Origin of the sequence: Corynebacterium sp. (assembly GCF_052107835.1) — a bacterium.
Classification (GTDB): domain Bacteria; phylum Actinomycetota; class Actinomycetes; order Mycobacteriales; family Mycobacteriaceae; genus Corynebacterium.
Window position 1 is genome coordinate 1 of the sequence record NZ_JBQEDF010000029.1, and the last position, 17,708, is coordinate 17,708.

The 17,708-nt window shown below is 69.1% G+C and carries 12 protein-coding genes; 11 read left to right on the top strand and 1 reads right to left on the bottom strand.

Going from position 1 to position 17,708, the window contains the following annotated elements; genetic code table 11:
* Window positions 1-772 (bottom strand): PCRF domain-containing protein (locus ACTIL2_RS08595; protein ID WP_442337045.1); only part of this gene is annotated, 772 nt, incomplete at its 3' end.
* A 77-nt stretch (window positions 773-849) separates the two neighbouring features.
* Here ACTIL2_RS08595 and ACTIL2_RS08600 point away from each other — a divergent pair.
* From ACTIL2_RS08600 to pgi, 11 genes are all read left to right on the top strand, one after another.
* Window positions 850-1,701 carry an inositol monophosphatase family protein gene (locus ACTIL2_RS08600; protein ID WP_442337046.1) on the top strand — a complete coding sequence of 284 codons (852 nt, stop codon included), beginning with the start codon at window positions 850-852 and terminating at the stop codon, window positions 1,699-1,701.
* Window positions 1,701-3,350 (top strand): glycoside hydrolase family 13 protein, encoded by a 1,650-nt coding sequence (locus tag ACTIL2_RS08605; RefSeq protein ID WP_442337047.1) that lies wholly within the window; start codon window positions 1,701-1,703, stop codon window positions 3,348-3,350. The genes ACTIL2_RS08600 and ACTIL2_RS08605 overlap by 1 nt, the downstream gene beginning before the upstream one ends.
* A 37-nt stretch (window positions 3,351-3,387) precedes the next feature.
* Entirely contained in the window at window positions 3,388-5,841 is a 2,454-nt protein-coding gene (locus tag ACTIL2_RS08610) for a glycogen/starch/alpha-glucan phosphorylase (protein WP_442337048.1), read from the top strand.
* A gap of 73 nt (window positions 5,842-5,914) precedes the next feature.
* A complete protein-coding gene (gene glgB / locus ACTIL2_RS08615; protein ID WP_442337049.1) occupies window positions 5,915-8,083 on the top strand; it encodes a 1,4-alpha-glucan branching protein GlgB in 2,169 nt (722 codons plus the stop codon).
* Window positions 8,080-9,384, top strand: coding sequence for a glucose-1-phosphate adenylyltransferase (glgC, locus tag ACTIL2_RS08620; RefSeq protein WP_442337050.1), 1,305 nt, complete (start codon window positions 8,080-8,082; stop codon window positions 9,382-9,384). Before glgB ends, glgC begins: the two co-directional genes overlap by 4 nt.
* Window positions 9,385-9,393: 9 nt before the next feature.
* Entirely contained in the window at window positions 9,394-10,878 is a 1,485-nt protein-coding gene (gene glgA, locus ACTIL2_RS08625; protein ID WP_442337051.1) for a glycogen synthase GlgA, read from the top strand.
* A complete protein-coding gene (glgX, locus tag ACTIL2_RS08630) occupies window positions 10,875-13,004 on the top strand; it encodes a glycogen debranching protein GlgX (RefSeq protein ID WP_442337052.1) in 2,130 nt (709 codons plus the stop codon). The genes glgA and glgX overlap by 4 nt, the downstream gene beginning before the upstream one ends.
* Before the next feature lie 50 nt (window positions 13,005-13,054).
* Window positions 13,055-13,894, top strand: a complete 840-nt coding sequence (gene hisN / locus ACTIL2_RS08635) for a histidinol-phosphatase (protein WP_442337053.1) — start codon at window positions 13,055-13,057, stop codon at window positions 13,892-13,894.
* A 27-nt stretch (window positions 13,895-13,921) separates the two neighbouring features.
* Window positions 13,922-14,707, top strand: coding sequence for an isocitrate lyase/PEP mutase family protein (locus tag ACTIL2_RS08640; RefSeq protein ID WP_442337054.1), 786 nt, complete (start codon window positions 13,922-13,924; stop codon window positions 14,705-14,707).
* An 88-nt stretch (window positions 14,708-14,795) separates the two neighbouring features.
* Complete coding sequence (locus ACTIL2_RS08645) at window positions 14,796-15,914, top strand: glycerol dehydrogenase (protein WP_442337055.1); 1,119 nt, start codon at window positions 14,796-14,798, stop codon at window positions 15,912-15,914.
* Between the two features lie 91 nt (window positions 15,915-16,005).
* Window positions 16,006-17,706 carry a glucose-6-phosphate isomerase gene (pgi, locus tag ACTIL2_RS08650; protein ID WP_442337056.1) on the top strand — a complete coding sequence of 567 codons (1,701 nt, stop codon included), beginning with the start codon at window positions 16,006-16,008 and terminating at the stop codon, window positions 17,704-17,706.
* The last annotated feature ends 2 nt before the right edge of the window (window positions 17,707-17,708 follow it).

Sequence of the window (17,708 nt, forward strand, 5' to 3'; positions counted from 1 at the left end):
TGGTGTTCACCGACTGGCCGCCGGGGCCGGAGGAGCGGTACACGTCCACGCGCACCTCGTTCTCGTCGATGTCGACGTGGTCGGACTGCTCCACGACGGGGAGCACCTCCACCTCGGCGAACGAGGTCTGGCGGCGTCCCTGGTTGTCGAAGGGGCTGATGCGCACCAGCCGGTGCGTCCCCTGCTCCACGGACAGCGTGCCGTACATGTAGTCGCCGTGGACCACGAAGGTCGCGGACTTGATGCCGGCCTCCTCGGCGTAGGAGATGTCGTAGACCTCGACCTTGTGGCCGTTCTTCTCCGCCCAGCGGGTGTACATGCGCATCAGCATCTCGGCCCAGTCCGCGGCATCCACGCCACCGGCCGCGGAACGGATGTTCACCACGGCCTCACGCGAGTCGTACTCGCCGGAGAGCATGGTCGTCACCTCGAGCGAGTCGATCTCCTCGCGCAGTTCACCGAGCTCGGTGGACGCCAGTTCCAGGGCCTCCTCGGCCTCGGCGCCCTCGGATTCGTCCGCCATCTCGTACATCACCGGCAGGTCGTCGAGCCGTCCGCGCAGGCCACGGACCTTCTTCAGGCGGGCCTGGACGTGGCTGAGCTGGCTGGTGACCTGCTGGGCGTGGTCGGGGTCGTCCCACAGTGACGGTTCGGCCGCCTGGGATTCGAGCTCACGGGAGCGCGAGTCCAGTTCGTCGAGGTCGAGCACCTTCTCGATGGTGGTGAGGGTGGAGTCGAGGTCGTCGATCGCTTGGGTCACATCCGGCTGCATGGTGCCCCACTCTACCGCCCGTGGTTTCCAGCCCCGTGGCGTACCCGCTCCTGCACCGGTGTACCCCGGCGTGCACAATGGCCCCTATGAGTTCGCCGATCCCCGCCGATGCCCTCAAGGCAGTCACCAAGACGTTCATCATCTCCCACGAGCAGGCCGACGACGCCGCCCTGGCCCAGGCCCTGGTCTACAACGCCGGACGGCTCGCCTGGCGCATGCGTGAAGCGGGCGTGACCACGGAGTACAAGACCTCGGTGTCGGACGTGGTCACCGCCGCCGACCGCGCGGCGGAGGACTTCGTCGCCGAGACGCTCAGGACGCTGCGTCCGGACGACGGCCTGCTCGGCGAGGAGGGCACGCAGTCCACGGGGACCTCGGGACGTACCTGGGTGATCGACCCGGTGGACGGCACCTACAACTTCACCACCGGCTCGGACTACTGGTGCTCGGCACTGGCGCTGGTCGAGGGCGACCCCCACGACCCGGACACGCTGCTGTTCGGCGCGGTGCACCGTCCGGCGATGGGTTACACCTGGTTCGGTGGCCCGGCGATCCCCACCACCCTGGACGGCACCGCGGTGGCGGGCATCACCGACCTGCCTCCGGAGAGGACCTGCCTGGCCGGCTACCTGCACCCCACCGACATCGCGGACCCGGATCTCAACCACGCGTTCACCTCCGTGGTCCAGCACTTCGCGTCGGTGCGCTTCAACGGTTCGGCGTCGGTGGACATGGGGTCCCTGGCCTCGGGCAACGACACCTGCTGGATGCAGCACAGTCTTCCGCCGTGGGACCTGCTGCCGGGCCGGGCCCTGGTCGAAGGTGCTGGCGGGCGCATGGAGACGGTCGATGCCGCCGGGAAGACCTGGACGGTGGCGGGCTCGCCGTCCAGCGTGGACCGGGCCACCGAGATCCTGACGGGCATCTGATGGATACCCGGTGGTGGCGCGACGCGGTGATCTACCAGGTCTACCCGCGCTCCTTCGCCGACTCCGACGGCGACGGCATGGGCGACCTGCCGGGCATCACGTCCCGTCTGGACCACCTGAGGGACCTGGGGGTGGACGCGGTGTGGATCTCGCCGTTCTACCCCTCCCCGCAGAAGGACGCCGGCTACGACGTCTCCGACTACTGCGGGGTGGACGACCTCTTCGGCACCCTGGAGGACGCCGACGCCCTGGTCAAGCGTGCCCATGAACTCGGCCTGCGGGTGATCGTGGACCTCGTCCCGAACCACACCAGTGACGAACACCCGTGGTTCAGGCGCGCGCTGGCCGCCGCACCGGGGTCCCCGGAGCGGGACTGGTACATGTTCCGCGACGCCGACCCCGCACATCCGGACGTACCCCCGAACAACTGGGAATCCAACTTCGGCGGCCCGGCGTGGTCGACGGTGGACGATGCCCCGGACGCACAGTGGTACCTGCACCTGTTCGACTCCAGTCAGCCCGACCTGAACTGGGAGAACCCGGAGGTCCGCGACGCGTTCCTGGACATCCTGCGCTTCTGGCTGGACCGTGACGTGGACGGCTTCCGGGTGGACGTCGCCCACGGAATGGTCAAGGCCCCGGGGCTGCCGGACGTGGAACCCGGGTCGCACCAGTCCGACGCCATGGCCGAGGAAGCCACGCCCTACTGGGACCAGGACGGTGTCCACGAGATCTACCGCAGCTGGAGGGACCTGCTGGACAGCTACCCCGGCGAACGCATCATGGTGGCCGAGGCATGGGTGCAGCCGGTGGACCGCATCGCCCGCTACGTCCGCCCCGGCGAACACCACCAGGCCTTCAACTTCTCCTTCCTCGACGCCCAGTGGGACGCGGACGTCCTGCGGGAGACGATCGCGGAGTCCTACCGGGTGACCTCGCAGGTCGACGCGCCGACCACGTGGGTGCTGTCCAACCACGACGTGATCCGGCACGCCACCCGCCTGGCCCTGCCACCGGAGCACTTCGCCACGCAGCTCGGCCCGTCCGTCCCCGCCCCGGACCCGGTGCTCGGGCTCCGCCGGGCCCGTGCCGCGACCACGCTGATGCTGGCCCTGCCCGGCAGCGCCTACATCTACCAGGGCGAGGAGCTGGGCCTTCCGGAGGTGCTCGACCTGCCGGACGAGGCCCGCCAGGACCCCACTTTCCGCCGCACCGCCGGGGAACGCCTGGGACGCGACGGCTGCCGTGTCCCTGTCCCGTGGAGTGCGGATGACCCCGGGTTCGGCTTCAGCCCGGCGGACAGCGCACCGCCGTGGCTGCCGCAGCCGCGGAGCTTCGGTGGGCTGGCGGTGGACGTGCAGCAGGGCGACCCGTCGTCCACCCTGGAGCTCTACCGGGGCCTGCTTGCCGCCCGGCGGGAACGGGGGCTGGGCCGGGGCAGTCTGGCGCCGGTGGAGGCCGGGCAGGACGTCCTCGCCTTCGATGTGTCGGCCAGCGCCGGCACCACCCGGGTCGTCCTGAACTTCGGGGCGCGACCGTGGGCGGTCCCGGAGGGTTACCGGACGCTTCTCTCCAGCGCACCGGGGGTGGAGCAGCAGATGGGCAGCGTCCCCGGCGACTGCGCTGCCTGGCTCGCTCCCATAGGATGAGGGGACATCCCCGCTGGACCTAGACACCTGGAGCACCATGGCAGTACCACCGGCAGACAATCTCCCGGTTCACGGAGTGGAGCAGGACGACCTCTCGCTCCCCGAGCCCACCCCCGACCATTTCCGCTGGTGGCTGCTGCACCACCTGCAGTACACCGTGGGCAAGGACCCGGAGCACGCCTCGAAGACCGACTGGCGTCTGGCACTGTCGCACACCATCCGTGACCGCGCACTGACCCCCTGGTTCGCCTCCACCCGCCGCACCTGGGCCGAGGACCGCAAACGCGTCCACTACCTGTCGATGGAGTTCCTCATCGGCCGGCTCCTGGAGGACGCGGCGATCAACCTGGGCCTGCGCGACGTCGCCGCCGAGGTGCTGGACGGACTGGGGGTGAGCTTCACCGAGCTCACCGACGACGAACCGGACGCGGCCCTGGGCAACGGCGGGCTGGGACGGCTCGCCGCCTGCTACATGGAGTCGATGGCCACGCTGGCCTGCCCCGGCTTCGGCTACGGCCTCCGTTACGAGCACGGCCTGTTCAAGCAGGGCTTCGACCACGGCCGCCAGATCGAGACCCCGGAGGACTGGCTGGCCACGGAGAACCCGTGGAACTTCACCCGCCCCGAATCGGCCTACGACATCGGCTTCGGCGGGCACGTGGACGACTCCGGGGACGGGCGGGCCGTCTGGCACCCGCGGACCCGCGTCCGGGCCGCCGCCCACGACACCCCCGTGGTCGGCTACGGGGGCAACTGGGCGAACACGCTGCGGCTGTGGGCGGCGATCCCCACCGCCGACCTGTTCAACCTCGACCGGTTCAACGCCGGCGAGTTCGTCGCCGCGTCCAACCACGAGGCCCTGGCCCGCAGCCTGTCGCGGGTGCTCTACCCCAACGACTCCACGGAGGGCGGCAAGGAGCTGCGGCTGTCGCAGGAGTTCTTCCTGACGTCCGCCTCGGTGCAGGACATCGTGCGCCGCTACCTCACCGCGCACGACGACCTCACGAAACTGCCGGAGTTCGTGGCGATCCAGATGAACGACACCCATCCGGCGATCGCCGGGCCGGAGCTGATCCGTCTGCTGGTCGACGACCACGGCATGGGCTTCGACACGGCCGCGGACATCACCACGCAGGTCCTCGGCTACACCAACCACACGCTGCTGCCCGAGGCACTGGAGCGCTGGTCGGTCGGTCTGATGGCCAAGTCCCTGCCGCGGCACCTGCAGATCATCGAGCGGCTGGACCAGCGGGAGATCGAGCTGCACGGACCGCGGCCGGACGGTGTCGGCCTGATCGGTGACGGCGACGTGAAAATGGGGGAGCTGGCGTTCCTGACCAGCCACAAGGTCAACGGCGTCTCCGCGCTGCACTCCGACCTGGTCAAGCGCGACCTGTTCCCCTCCCTGGACGAACGCCACCCCGGGCGGATCCTGAACGTGACCAACGGCGTGACCCCCCGGCGCTGGGTGAAGCTGGCGAACCCGCCGTTGGCGGAGCTGATCACCGACACCGTCGGCGAGGGCTGGGAGACCGACCTGGACCGGCTGCAGGGCATGGAGGGCAGGGTCGAGGACCCCGGTTTCCTGGCCGCCTTCGGGGAGACCAAACGGTTCGCGAAGGAGCGCCTGGCGGGATGGCTCGTCCGGGAGCACGGTATCGAGGTCCCCACCGATGCCCTGTTCGACGTGCAGATCAAGCGCCAGCACGAGTACAAGCGCCAGCTGCTGAACATCCTGTGGACCATCGCCCACTGGCAGCGGATCAAGCGCGACCCGACCGCCGGCTGGGTGCCGCGGGTGAAGATCTTCGGTGGCAAGGCGGCGGCGAGCTACGAGGCGGCCAAGGACATCATCCGGCTGATCAACGACGTCGCCGAGGTCGTCAACAACGACCCGGACTCCCGCCACCTGCTGCGGGTCATCTACCCACCGAACTACGACGTGTCCATGGCCGAGAAGCTCATCCCCGCGGCGGACCTGTCCGAGCAGATCTCGACGGCGGGCATGGAGGCGTCCGGCACCGGGAACATGAAGTTCGCGCTCAACGGCGCCCTGACCATCGGCACCCTGGACGGTGCCAACGTGGAGATCCGGGAGCATGCCGGGGCGGACAACTTCTTCCTCTTCGGGCTGACCACCGACGAGGTCGCCCAGCGCCGTGGCGTGGAGGGGCACTCCCGGGCGGCGATCGAGGCCAGCCAGGCGTTGCAGGACGTCCTGCAGGCCATCGCCGAAGGCACGTTCAGTCCCGGTGAACAGCACCGTTACGGCGGACTGGTGGACAATATGTGGAACAGCGACTGGTTCCTGGTCGCCTCCGACTTCGACGCGTACGACGCCGCCCAGACGGAGGTCGACCGGGCCTACGCGGACCCGCCGCGGTGGCAGCGGATGGCGGTGAGGAACATCGCCCGGATGGGCTACTTCAGCTCCGACCGGTCGGTGCGCGAGTACATGGAGAGGATCTGGGACATCGGGCCAGCCCTGTAGACACCCCCGGCACGGCACTCCGGGACAAAACATGGTTCGATGAAACTAACGTCCGTCATGCGAAGGAGCCGAGATGCAAGCCGACGACCCAGCGGTACCTCCGCCGGACGGGAAGGACATACGCCGTCTCGACACGGGCACCCACCCGGACCCCTTCTCCGTCCTCGGCCCCGGCGGCGGGAACCTGGTCGTGCACTTCCCCGGCGCCGAACGGGTCCGCGCGGTCAATGACACCGACGAGGTCGAACTCGGGCGTGTGGGCACCTCCGCCGTGTTCACCGGCGCCACTCTCCCCTACTACCGGCTGCGTGTCACGTGGCCGGACGGGACCACCGGGGAACGTGAGGACCCCTACCGTTTCGGCCCCGTCATGGGGCAGCTCGACGAACACCTGATCGGCGAAGGCACACACCACCGGCTCTGGAACGTCCTCGGCGCCCACCTGGTCACCCACGAGGGTGTCGACGGAGTCCACTTCGCTGTGTGGGCACCGAACGCGTCCCGGGTGTCGGTGGTCGGCGACCACAACAACTGGAACCCGACCGCGCACCCGATGCGGGCCCGGGGCGCGACCGGCGTGTGGGAGATCTTCCTCCCCGGTCTCGGCGCCGGCTCCGTCTACAAGTACGACATCCTCGACGCCGACGGGAACCACCTGCCGCAGAAGGCCGACCCGGTCGGCTTCGGTTCCGAACTCCCGCCGGCCACCGGCTCGGTCGTCCGGGAACTCGGGACGCACGACTGGCAGGACGGTGAGTGGGTCGCCGACCGCTCCGCGCTGAACGCCACCGACGTGCCCATCAGCATCTACGAGGTGCACCTGGGCTCCTGGCGCACCGGGCTGTCCTACCTGGAACTCGCGACGGAGCTGGTCGGGTACGCCGCCGACATGGGCTTCACCCACATCGAGGTCCTCCCCGTCACCGAGCACCCCTTCGACGGTTCGTGGGGCTACCAGCCGATCGGCATGTTCGCGCCCACGGTGCGCTACGGCACCCCGGGCGAGTTCGCCGCCTTCGTCGACGCGGCCCACGCCCGGGGGCTCGGCGTCCTGGCCGACTGGGTCCCCGGCCACTTCCCCACCGACGCACACGGCCTCGGACGATTCGACGGCACCGCCCTCTACGAGCATCTGGACCCCAGGTCCGGGTTCCACCCGGACTGGAACACCCTGATCTTCAACTACGGGCGTCCCGAGGTCCGCAACTACCTGGTGTCCAATGCCATGTACTGGATGGAGGAGTACCACCTCGACGGCCTGAGGGTGGACGCGGTGGCCTCGATGATCTACCGCGACTACTCGCGTGAGCCGGGCGAATGGATCCCCAACAAGGACGGCGGCCGGGAGAACTACGAGGCCATCGACTTCCTCAAGGAGACCAACTCCATCGCCTCGGGCCTCTACCCGTACTCCGCCATGGTCGCCGAGGAGTCCACCACCTACCCCGGGGTCACCCGCCGCCCCGAGGACAATGGCCTGGGGTTCGGCTACAAGTGGAACCTGGGCTGGATGAATGACTCGCTGACGTACTTCGGCAAGGACCCCGTCTACCGCAGGTACCACCAGGACCAGCTGACCTTCGGGTTGACCTACGCCTTCACCGAGCAGTTCGTCCTGCCCATCAGCCACGACGAGGTCGTGCACGGCAAGGGGTCGATGTACGGCCGGATGCCCGGCAACCACGCCGACAAGCTCGGCAACCTCAAGGCCTTCTACGGCTACATGTGGGGCTACCCGGGCAAGAAGCTGCTGTTCATGGGCCAGGAGTTCGGCCAGCCCGCCGAGTGGGCCTACAAGAGCGAACTGGACTGGGACGTGCTGGACGATCCGGGTCACGCCGGCGTGCAGACCGCAGTCCGTGACCTGAACCTGCTCTACCGTGAGCAGCCCGCCCTGCACACCCGGGACGGCGACGGCGGGGGTTTCCAGTGGCTCACCGTCGACGCGGTCGAGGACCAGGTCTTCGCCTGGCTGCGCCGCGGACGCCCCGGGGACCCGCACGTGGTCGTGGTGCTCAACCTCACGCCGGTCGAGCGCACCGGCTACCGCATCGGCTTCCCCGTCCCCGGACGCTGGACGGAGGCACTGAACACCGACTCGGAGTTCTACGGCGGCGGGAACCGCGGCAACACCGGGCGCATCGAGACCGAGGACGTGCCCGCGGGCAGCGAGGCCCAGTCCGCCATGCTCACACTTCCCCCCTTGTCAGCCATCTTCTTCGTGGAGGAGCAGCACCCATGACAACACCGACATCACCGACACCACCCGCCCACATCGGGGCGTCGCCGCGCCTGTCCAACCAGGCCATGGCCTTCGTCCTCGCCGGCGGACGCGGCAGCCGTCTGCAGGAGCTCACAGACCGGCGCGCCAAACCCGCCGTCCACTTCGGCGGCAAGACCCGCATCATCGACTTCGCCCTGTCGAACGCGCTGAACTCCGGCATCCGCAAGATGGCGGTCGCCACCCAGTACAAGGCGCACTCCCTGATCCGGCACATGCAGCGCGGCTGGAACTTCCTGCGCGCCGAGCGCAACGAGTTCCTCGACATCCTGCCCGCCAGCCAGCGCGTCGAGGAGACCAAGTGGTACATGGGTACCGCGGACGCGGTCACCCAGAACATCGACATCGTCGACGACTACCAGGTCAAGTACGTCATCGTGCTCGCCGGCGACCACGTCTACAAGATGGACTACGAGGTGATGCTGCGCCAGCACGTCGAGTCCGGGGCCAACGTCACCGTCGGCTGCCTGACCGTCCCGCGGGAGGAGGCGTCCGGCTTCGGCGTGATGGACACCGACGCAAACGGCCGCATCATCGACTTCCTGGAGAAGCCCGCCGACCCGCCCGGCACCCCGGACGATCCCGAGCAGTCGCTGGCCTCGATGGGCATCTACGTCTTCGAGTGGTCCTTCCTGCGCGACATGCTCCGGGAGGACGCCGACGACGTCAACTCCCGCCACGACTTCGGCCACGACATCATCCCCGCGCTCGTGAAGGACGGCACGGCCTACGCCCACCGCTTCAGCGAGTCCTGCGTGATGACCGGCCTGGAGACCCGGCCCTACTGGCGCGACGTCGGCACCGTCGACTCCTTCTGGCAGGCCAACATCGACCTCACCGAGTTCGTCCCGGCGCTCGACATGTACGACACCTCGTGGCCGATCTGGACGTACTCGGAGATCGTCCCCCCGGCGAAGTTCATCCACGACGACGCCAACCGGCGCGGCCAGGCGATCCAGTCCATGGTCTCCGGCGGCTGCATCATCAGTGGTTCGGAGGTGTACAACTCCCTGCTGTTCACCAACACCCGCGTGCGATCCTACTCCATGCTGGACCACGCCGTCGTCCTCCCCAGGGTGCACATCGACCGCAAGGCCCGGTTGAGCCGGTGCGTGATCGACAGCGGCGTGCAGGTTCCCGAGGGGCTGGTCGTCGGCGAGGACCCGGACGAGGACGGGAAATGGTTCCGCCGCTCACCGGGTGGCATCACGCTGATCACGCAGCCGATGCTCGACCGGCGCGCGTATGAACTGGACAGGTGACCGCCGGCCATGAAACGCAGGATCCTGTCGGTGGCGTCGGAGTGCGCCCCGCTGCTGAAAACCGGTGGACTCGCCGATGTCGTCGGCGCTCTGCCCTCCGCCCTGGAACCCCTCGGCTACTCCACACGCATCCTGGTCCCCGCCTACCGCGGGATCATCGACACCGTGAAGGCGGCGTCGCCCGGTTCCCGCATGCGCCGCGTCTGGTACACCGAGGACCTCTTCGGCGGTCCCGCCACGGTCCGTCGCGCGTCCTACGCCGGGCTCGACCTGCTGCTGCTGGACGCCCCGCACCTGTTCGACAGACCGGGTGGCCCCTACAACGTCGACGGGAACGACCATCCGGACAACCACCTGCGGTTCGCCGCACTGTCCTGGGTGGGTGCACGGATCGCGATCGAGGGGACCAGCGACCGGTGGCGCCCCGACCTGGTGCACGCGCACGACTGGCAGGCCGGGCTCGTGCCGTCCTACCTGACGTACGGCCTGTCGGACGTGCCCAGTGTGATGACCATCCACAACATCGCCTTCCAGGGCATCTTCGGCCCCGACCAACTCGACCGTCTGAACCTGCCGATCTGGGACTTCCACCCGGACGCCCTGGAGTATCACGGCCTGGTCAGCGCACTGAAGGCGGGGATGGTTCACTCCAGCCATCTCACCACCGTCAGCCCGACCTACGCGGAAGAGCTGACGCGGCCGGAGTTCGGCTTCGGTCTGGAGGGCGTCGTCGCGTCCCGGCGTGACCGGGGTGAACTCACCGGGATCCTCAACGGTATCGACACGTCCGTCTGGGACCCGTCGGCAGACCCGGACGTGCTTCCGTACTCCGCGGACGACGGCCCCGGGGCGCCCGGCAAGCTGGCCAACCGTGCCGCACTGCTCGACGAGTTCGACCTCGAACCCCCGTCCGGCCCACTCGCGGTGGTCGTGACCCGCCTGTCGCACCAGAAGGGCATCGACCTGCTGCTGGACGCCCTGCCCGGGTTCATCGGCGCCGGTGGTGCGGCGATCGTGCTGGGGTCCGGGGACCCCGGCTACGAGAACGGACTGAACGAACTGGCCGCGCGCTTCCCGGACAGTGTCCGGGTGTGGATCGGCTACGACGAGGCCCTGAGCCACCGGATGTACGCCGGCGGCGACGTGGTCGTCGTCCCCTCCCGTTTCGAACCGTGCGGCCTGACCCAACTCTACGGGCAACGCTACGGGACGGTGCCGGTGGTCGCCGCGACCGGCGGGCTGCGCGACACCGTCACCGACGCCACCCCGGAGGCCCTGGCCGACGGCACCGCCACCGGCTTCAGTTTCGGTGACGCAACCCTCGGCGGCACGATCGATGCCGGTGGCCTGGGGTTCGCCCTGGGACGCGCCGCCGACCTGTACTCCGACACGGAGGCGTGGTCGACCCTGCGCTCGCAGGTCATGCACGCCCCGGTGGACTGGGGAACGTCCGCTTCACGCTACGCGGGGTTGTTCGATACTCTTCTGCAATGAGCACAGAGACAGTGTCCCCCGGCCGACCCTGGCCACTGGGGGTGACCCCCGAAGGTACGGGGGTCAATGTGGCGGTGTGGGCGCCGGAGGCCGACCGGGTGGAGTTCTGCGTCTTCGGTGGTGACGGTGCCGGTGAATCCGAGCAGCGCCACGTCCTGCCCTACCGGGACAGCGAGATCCGGCACGCACACATCCCCGGCGTCGGCGTCGGCACCCGGTACGGACTGCGTGCCACAGGACGCTACGAGCCGCAAAACGGCCTGCGGTTCAACGGCGACAAACTGCTGATCGACCCCTACGCGCGCGCCATCGAGTCGCCGTTGCGCTGGGATCCCCTGATGGCCGGCTGGGCGCCGGGTCCGGACGACGACATGCGCCCCGACCACCGGGACAGTGCCCCGGTCGTCCCCAAGTGCATCGTCACAGGTCCCGGGGACTCCCCCGACCCGTCGGCGAACCGTCCCGGCCACGCACTCCAGGACCTGGTGGTCTACGAGACCCACGTGAAGGGGATCTCGGCGACCCACCCGGACGTCCCGGAGCACCTGCGCGGCACGTACGCGGGCATGGCCCACGAGTCGGTCGTCGGGCATCTGGTGTCACTGGGGGTCAACGCCGTCGAACTGCTGCCGATCCAGGGATTCATCGACGACCGCCACCTGGTCGACAAGGGCCTCCGGAACTACTGGGGCTACCAGCCGGTCACCTGGTTCGCCCCGGAACCGCGCTACGCCGCCGGCGGGGACGGTACCGCCGCCCGCGCCGAGCTCCGCCACCTCGTCCACACCCTGCACGCCGCCGGTATCGAGGTGATCGTCGACGTGGTGTTCAACCACTCCGGCGAGGGGGACGAACTCGGCCCCACCCTGAGCCTGCGCGGACTGCACAACACCGGCTACTACCGCCTGCTCAGCGACGGGGACGCCGGCGACGGCCGCCACTACGTCAACGACACCGGCACCGGGAACACCCTGGCCGTCGACCGTCCGATGGTGATGCGGCTCGTCCTCGACAGTCTGCGGCACTGGGTCACCGAGTTCGGCGTGGACGGGTTCCGCTTCGACCTGGCCGCCACCCTGGGCCGCACCACCGGGGGTTTCGACCCCGCCGCACCGTTCCTCCAGGCCGTGCGCCAGGACCCGGTGCTGGCACAGGTCAAGCTGATCGCCGAACCGTGGGACATCGGTCCGGGCGGCTACCAGCTCGGCCGTTTCCCGCATCCCTGGTCCGAGTGGAACGACCGTTTCCGCGACGGGGTGCGCCAGGCCTGGCGCGGTGACCCGCACGGGCACACCGACATCGGATCCCGCCTGCTGGGGTCGGCGGGGCAGTTCGACCACGGCCAGCGTCCGGCGACGGCCTCGGTGAACTTCATCACCGCCCACGACGGATTCACCCTGGCCGACGTGGTCTCCTACTCCCGGAAGCACAACGAGGCCAACGGCGAGGACGGGCGCGACGGCCACGGCGACAACTACAACGACAACCTCGGCGCGGAGGGCCCGACCGACGACCCGGGGATCCTCACCGCCCGGTCCCGCCGGGCGCGCGGGATGCTCGCAACGCTGCTGGTGTCCCAGGGAGTGCCGATGCTGCTGGGCGGCGACGAGATCGGCAATTCCCAGGGAGGCAACAACAACGCCTACGCCCAGGACAACCGAACCGGCTGGATCGACTGGTCCGACCCGGACACCTCCCTGCTGGACCTGGTCCGTGAACTCATCGCACTGCGCCGGCGCCTGCCGGTGCTGCACCAGACGGGGTTCCTGCATGGGCGCAGACGTGGGGACGGCCACCGGGACGTCCGCTGGTGGAGGCCGGACGGCTCCGCCCCCACCCACGAGGACTGGCACGACCCGGAGCAGCGCACCATCGCCATGGAGGTCCGTGGTGCCGCGGGCGACCCGGCCGGGGAGGCGCTGCAGGACGTGGCGTTGGTGGTGCTCAACTTCGGCGGCGACACGACCGTCGTACTGCCGGAGGGGGATGACGGGAACAACCGCTGGACCCTGGAGATCGACACTGCCCGTCCGGACGCCGCCCCCGGTGCCGAAGGCACCTTCAGCGGCCGCTACCCGGCGCTTGAGCAGTCGGTGGTGGTCTTCTCCGCCCACGGGATGCGGTAGAGCCACCCCATGTCCTGCACCAGCGGTTTCACCGGCCTATCCTGGGGACCATGAGCGCGCCTGAGACCGAGCCCGGAACCGACTTCGCCGACGACCTGACGCTGGCCCTGAACCTCGCGAACGCCGCGGACGACATCACCATGGACCGGTTCGAGGCCGGCGACCTGAAGGTCGAGTCCAAGCCGGACCTGTCCCCGGTGTCCGACGCGGACACCGCCACCGAGAACCGCCTGCGGGAGCTGCTCGGGATTCACCGTCCGGACGACGCCGTCCTCGGCGAGGAATTCGGCGGGGCCACCGGCGACGAGGCGAAGGTCGGGCGCCAGTGGGTGATCGACCCGATCGACGGGACGAAGAACTTCGTCCGCGGGGTACCGGTGTGGGGCACCCTGATCTCCCTGGTCATCGACGGGAGGCCGGTCGTCGGTGTCGTGTCCGCACCCGCACTTGCCAGGCGCTGGTGGGCCGCGGAGGGCATGGGGGCGTGGCGCACCTTCGGAGCCCACGAGGCCCGGCAGATGCACGTGTCCAGGGTCTCCGAGGTCGCCGACTGCTCGATCTCTTTGTCGTCCTTCGGCGGGTGGAAGGTCGTCGGACGCAGCGAACAGCTCCTCGACCTGACCGAGTCCGCCTGGCGGCTGCGCGGCTTCGGCGACTTCTGGTCCTACTGCATGGTCGCCGAAGGGACGGTCGACGTCGCCGCGGAACCCGAGGTCAACCTGTGGGACCTCGCCGCCCTCGACGTCCTGGTCCGGGAGGCCGGGGGCTCGTTCACCGACCTCGACGGGGAGCCGGGACCACACAACGGTTCGGCCGTCGCGTCCAACGGACTGCTGCAGGACGCGGTCCTGGAAGCACTGGCTCAGCCGGAACCGAACCCGGGGCAGTAGACGGGGAAGCTGCGTAGCCTGGGAGGTATGACCACACACAGCGCACCACTGTCCGACACCGCCCAACAGCTCCTCTCCCTCCACCACCGGGACGCCCCCGTCGTCCTGCCCACCGTGTGGGACGTCTGGAGCGCCCACCTCGCCGTCGACGCGGGCTTCAGCGCCCTGACCATCGGCTCCCACCCCGTCGCCAACTCCCTCGGCTACCCCGACGGGGAGAACACCCCGCTTGACCTGTACTTCGCGACGGTGGGACGGATCACGGCGGCGGTGGATGTCCCCGTCTCCGTCGACGTCGAGTCGGGCTACGGGCTCGACGCCACCGACCTGGTGGGCCGCGTCCTGGACGCCGGTGCCGTCGGGGTCAACGTGGAGGACTCCGTGCACTCCGATGGCACCTACCGCCCCGCCGGGGAGCACGCCGACTACATCCGGGCGATCCGCGCCGCCGCCGACGACCGCGGCGTGCACCTGGTCATCAACGGCCGCACGGACGCTTTCACGAAGGACGGCGACGATCCGGCGAAGCTCGACGACGCCCTGAACCGCCTGGCGCTGCTCGAGGACGCCGGGGCCGATTCGCTGTACCCGGTGGGGATACCGTCCACCGACGCACTGACCACGATCCTGTCGGCGGTCTCCACACCGGTGAACATCACCGCCCACCCGGTCGACGGCGGCACACCCGACGGACTGGACCTCGCCCGGGCCGCGGAGCTGGGCGTGAAGCGCATCTCCTTCGGGCCCCTGTTCCAGGCCGCACTCGCCGACGCGTCCGGCCCCGTCCTCGCGTCCTGGCTGCAGTCGTCCTGACGCCCCGACGTCTTCGTCGGCACCGGGTGCTCCGCAGTCATCGCTACAGTGGGAAGAACCCAACCCAACCGGAAAGGACGCACACCATATGTCCAGTACCGACCGTGTTTTCACCAGCCCGTCCCGCTACGTCCAGGGGCCCGGGGTCATCGACCGTGCCGCCGGGTACCTCGCCCCGCTGGGGTCCTCGCCACTGATCATCACCGACGAGGTGGTGTGGGGGATCGCCGGCGAGGAACTCGAGAACTCCCTCGTCTCGAACGGGCTGTCCGCCACCCACGAGATCTTCGGCGGGGAGGCGTCCCACTCCGAGATCGACCGCATCACGTCGGTGGCCTCGGACCGCGGCTCCGACGTCATCATCGGACTCGGCGGCGGGAAGACCATCGACACCGCCCGCGCCGTCGCCGACCACAGCGGTAACCCGGTGGCCATCTTCCCGACGGCGGTGTCTGCGGACGCACCGACGGCCCGCGTCTCCGTGATCTACACCGACGACGGCGTCTTCGACTCCTACCTGTTCTACGACCGCAACCCCGACCTCGTGGCGGTGGACACCACGGTGATCGCCAACGCCCCGGTGGCGACCCTGCGTTCGGGCATCGGCGACGCCCTGGCGACCTCCGTCGAAGCCCGGGCGGTGGCCCGTGCGAACTCCCGGCGGATGGACGACACGGCACGGCCCACGCTCGCCGGACTGGCACTGGCGGAGAAGTGCGAGGAGACCCTCTTCGCGTACGCCCACCAGGCACTCCGCGACAACGAGGCCCACATCGCCAGCCGCGCCCTGGAGAACATCGCGGAGGCGAACACCCTGCTGTCCGGGCTCGGTTTCGAGAACGGTGGCCTGGCCGCCGTCCACGCCATCCACAACGGGTTCACCGCCCTGTCCGGCGACGTCCACCACAAGTCGCACGGCGAGAAGGTGTCCTTCGGCATCGGCGTGCAGCTCGTCCTGGAGGGTGCGCCGAAGGACGAACTCGACCGCTTCATCGGTTTCCTGCAGTCCGTCGGCCTGCCCACCACCCTCGCGGAGATCAACCTGCCCGAGGTGTCGGACGGGGACCTGCTGCGCATCGCCGAACTCGCGGTCTCACCGTCGGAGACGCTCAAGCAGCTGCCCGGTGAATACACCGCCGATGATGTGGTCCAGGCCATCAAGGCGGCCGACGTCTACGCGCGTGGTCTCCAGGAACAGGGGAACTGAGCCGCTGTCACGGCGCATTTTCCGCTACCGTGGGGCGGTAGTAGACCGATGACACCATCGTGACCAGACGTACATCGAAAGGGCGACACCAGTGACGTTCACCGTCCCGAACACCACACCCGTGACCAAGACCCCGGAATGGCAGGCACTCGTCGCCCATGCCACACGCTTCAAGGGGACCACCCTGAAGGAGCTGTTCCGGGAGGACCCGGGCCGCGCCGGCGACATGACCTTCGACGTGGGCCCGCTGCACCTGGACCTGTCGAAGAACCTCGCGGACGAGAACACACTGCGCCTGCTGATCAACGTCGCCCGCACCATGGGTATCGAGGACTACCGCCAGGCGATGTTCAACGGCGAGCACGTCAACACCACCGAGGACCGTGCCGCGCTGCACACCGCGCTGCGGATCCCGCTGGAGCAGGATCTCACGGTCGACGGTCAGGACGTCGCGGCGGACGTCCATGACGTCCTCGGGCGGATGCGCGACCTGGCCCGCGCCCTTCGCCGCGGTGACTGGCTGGGCGTGACCGGCCACACGATCAAGAACGTGGTCAACATCGGTATCGGCGGATCCGACCTGGGACCGGCGATGGCGGCGCAGGCGCTGCGCCCCTACTGCACCGCGGGGATCACCCCGTACTTCGTGTCGAACGTGGATCCGGCGGACATCACCGCCACCCTCGACGGGCTGGACCCGGAGTCCACCCTGTTCGTGGTGTCGTCGAAGACGTTCACCACCTCGGAGACCCTCGCCAACGCGAACAGTGCGAAGCGCTGGCTGCTCAAGTCGCTCAGCCACATCGGCGTCAACGTCGAGGACGAGGCCACACTGAAGGACGCCGTGGCCAAGCACTTCGTGGCGGTGTCGACCAACGCGGAGGCCGTCGAGGAATTCGGCATCGACCCCCGGAACATGTTCGGGTTCTGGGACTGGGTCGGCGGCCGCTACTCGGTGGACTCCGCGATCGGGCTGTCACTGATGGCGGCGATCGGCCCGCGTGACTTCATGGAGTTCGTCGCCGGCTTCCACGAGGTGGACAACCACTTCTACTCCGAGCCGCTGGAGATGAACGCGCCGGTGCTGATGGGTGCTCTGGGCGTCTGGTACACCTCGGTGCTCGGCGCCCAGTCGCATGCGGTGCTGCCGTACTCGGAGGATCTGGGACGGTTCCCGGCCTACCTGCAGCAGTTGATGATGGAGTCCAACGGCAAGGCGGTCCGGCTCAACGGGGACCTGGTCACCGCCGAGACCGGCGAGGTGTACTGGGGCGAAGCGGGCACCAACGGCCAGCACGCGTTCATGCAGCTGCTCCACCAGGGCACGCACCTGATCCCCGCGGACTTCATCGGTTTCGTCAACCCCCACACCGACCAGATCGGTGCCGACGGCGAGACCAGCATGCACGACATGCTCCTGTCGAACCTGCTGGCCCAGTCACGGGTCCTGGCGTTCGGACGCAGCGGGGATGACCTGCGTGAAGCGGGCATCCCCGAGGACCTGGTGCCGCACAAGCTGATGCCGGGGAACCGCCCGTCGACGACGATCATCGCCGATAAGCTGACCCCGCGGACACTCGGAGCACTCATCGCCCTGTACGAGCACATCGCCTTCGTGCAGGGTGTGGTCTGGGGCATCAACAGCTTCGACCAGTGGGGTGTGGAACTGGGCAAGACCCAGGCCAATGAACTGCTGCCACGGCTGCGGGACAACGGTGCCTCGGACGTCGACACCGGCGACCCCTCGACGGACTCGCTGCTGCGCCACATCCTGCGCAAGCGCAAGCGGTAGGC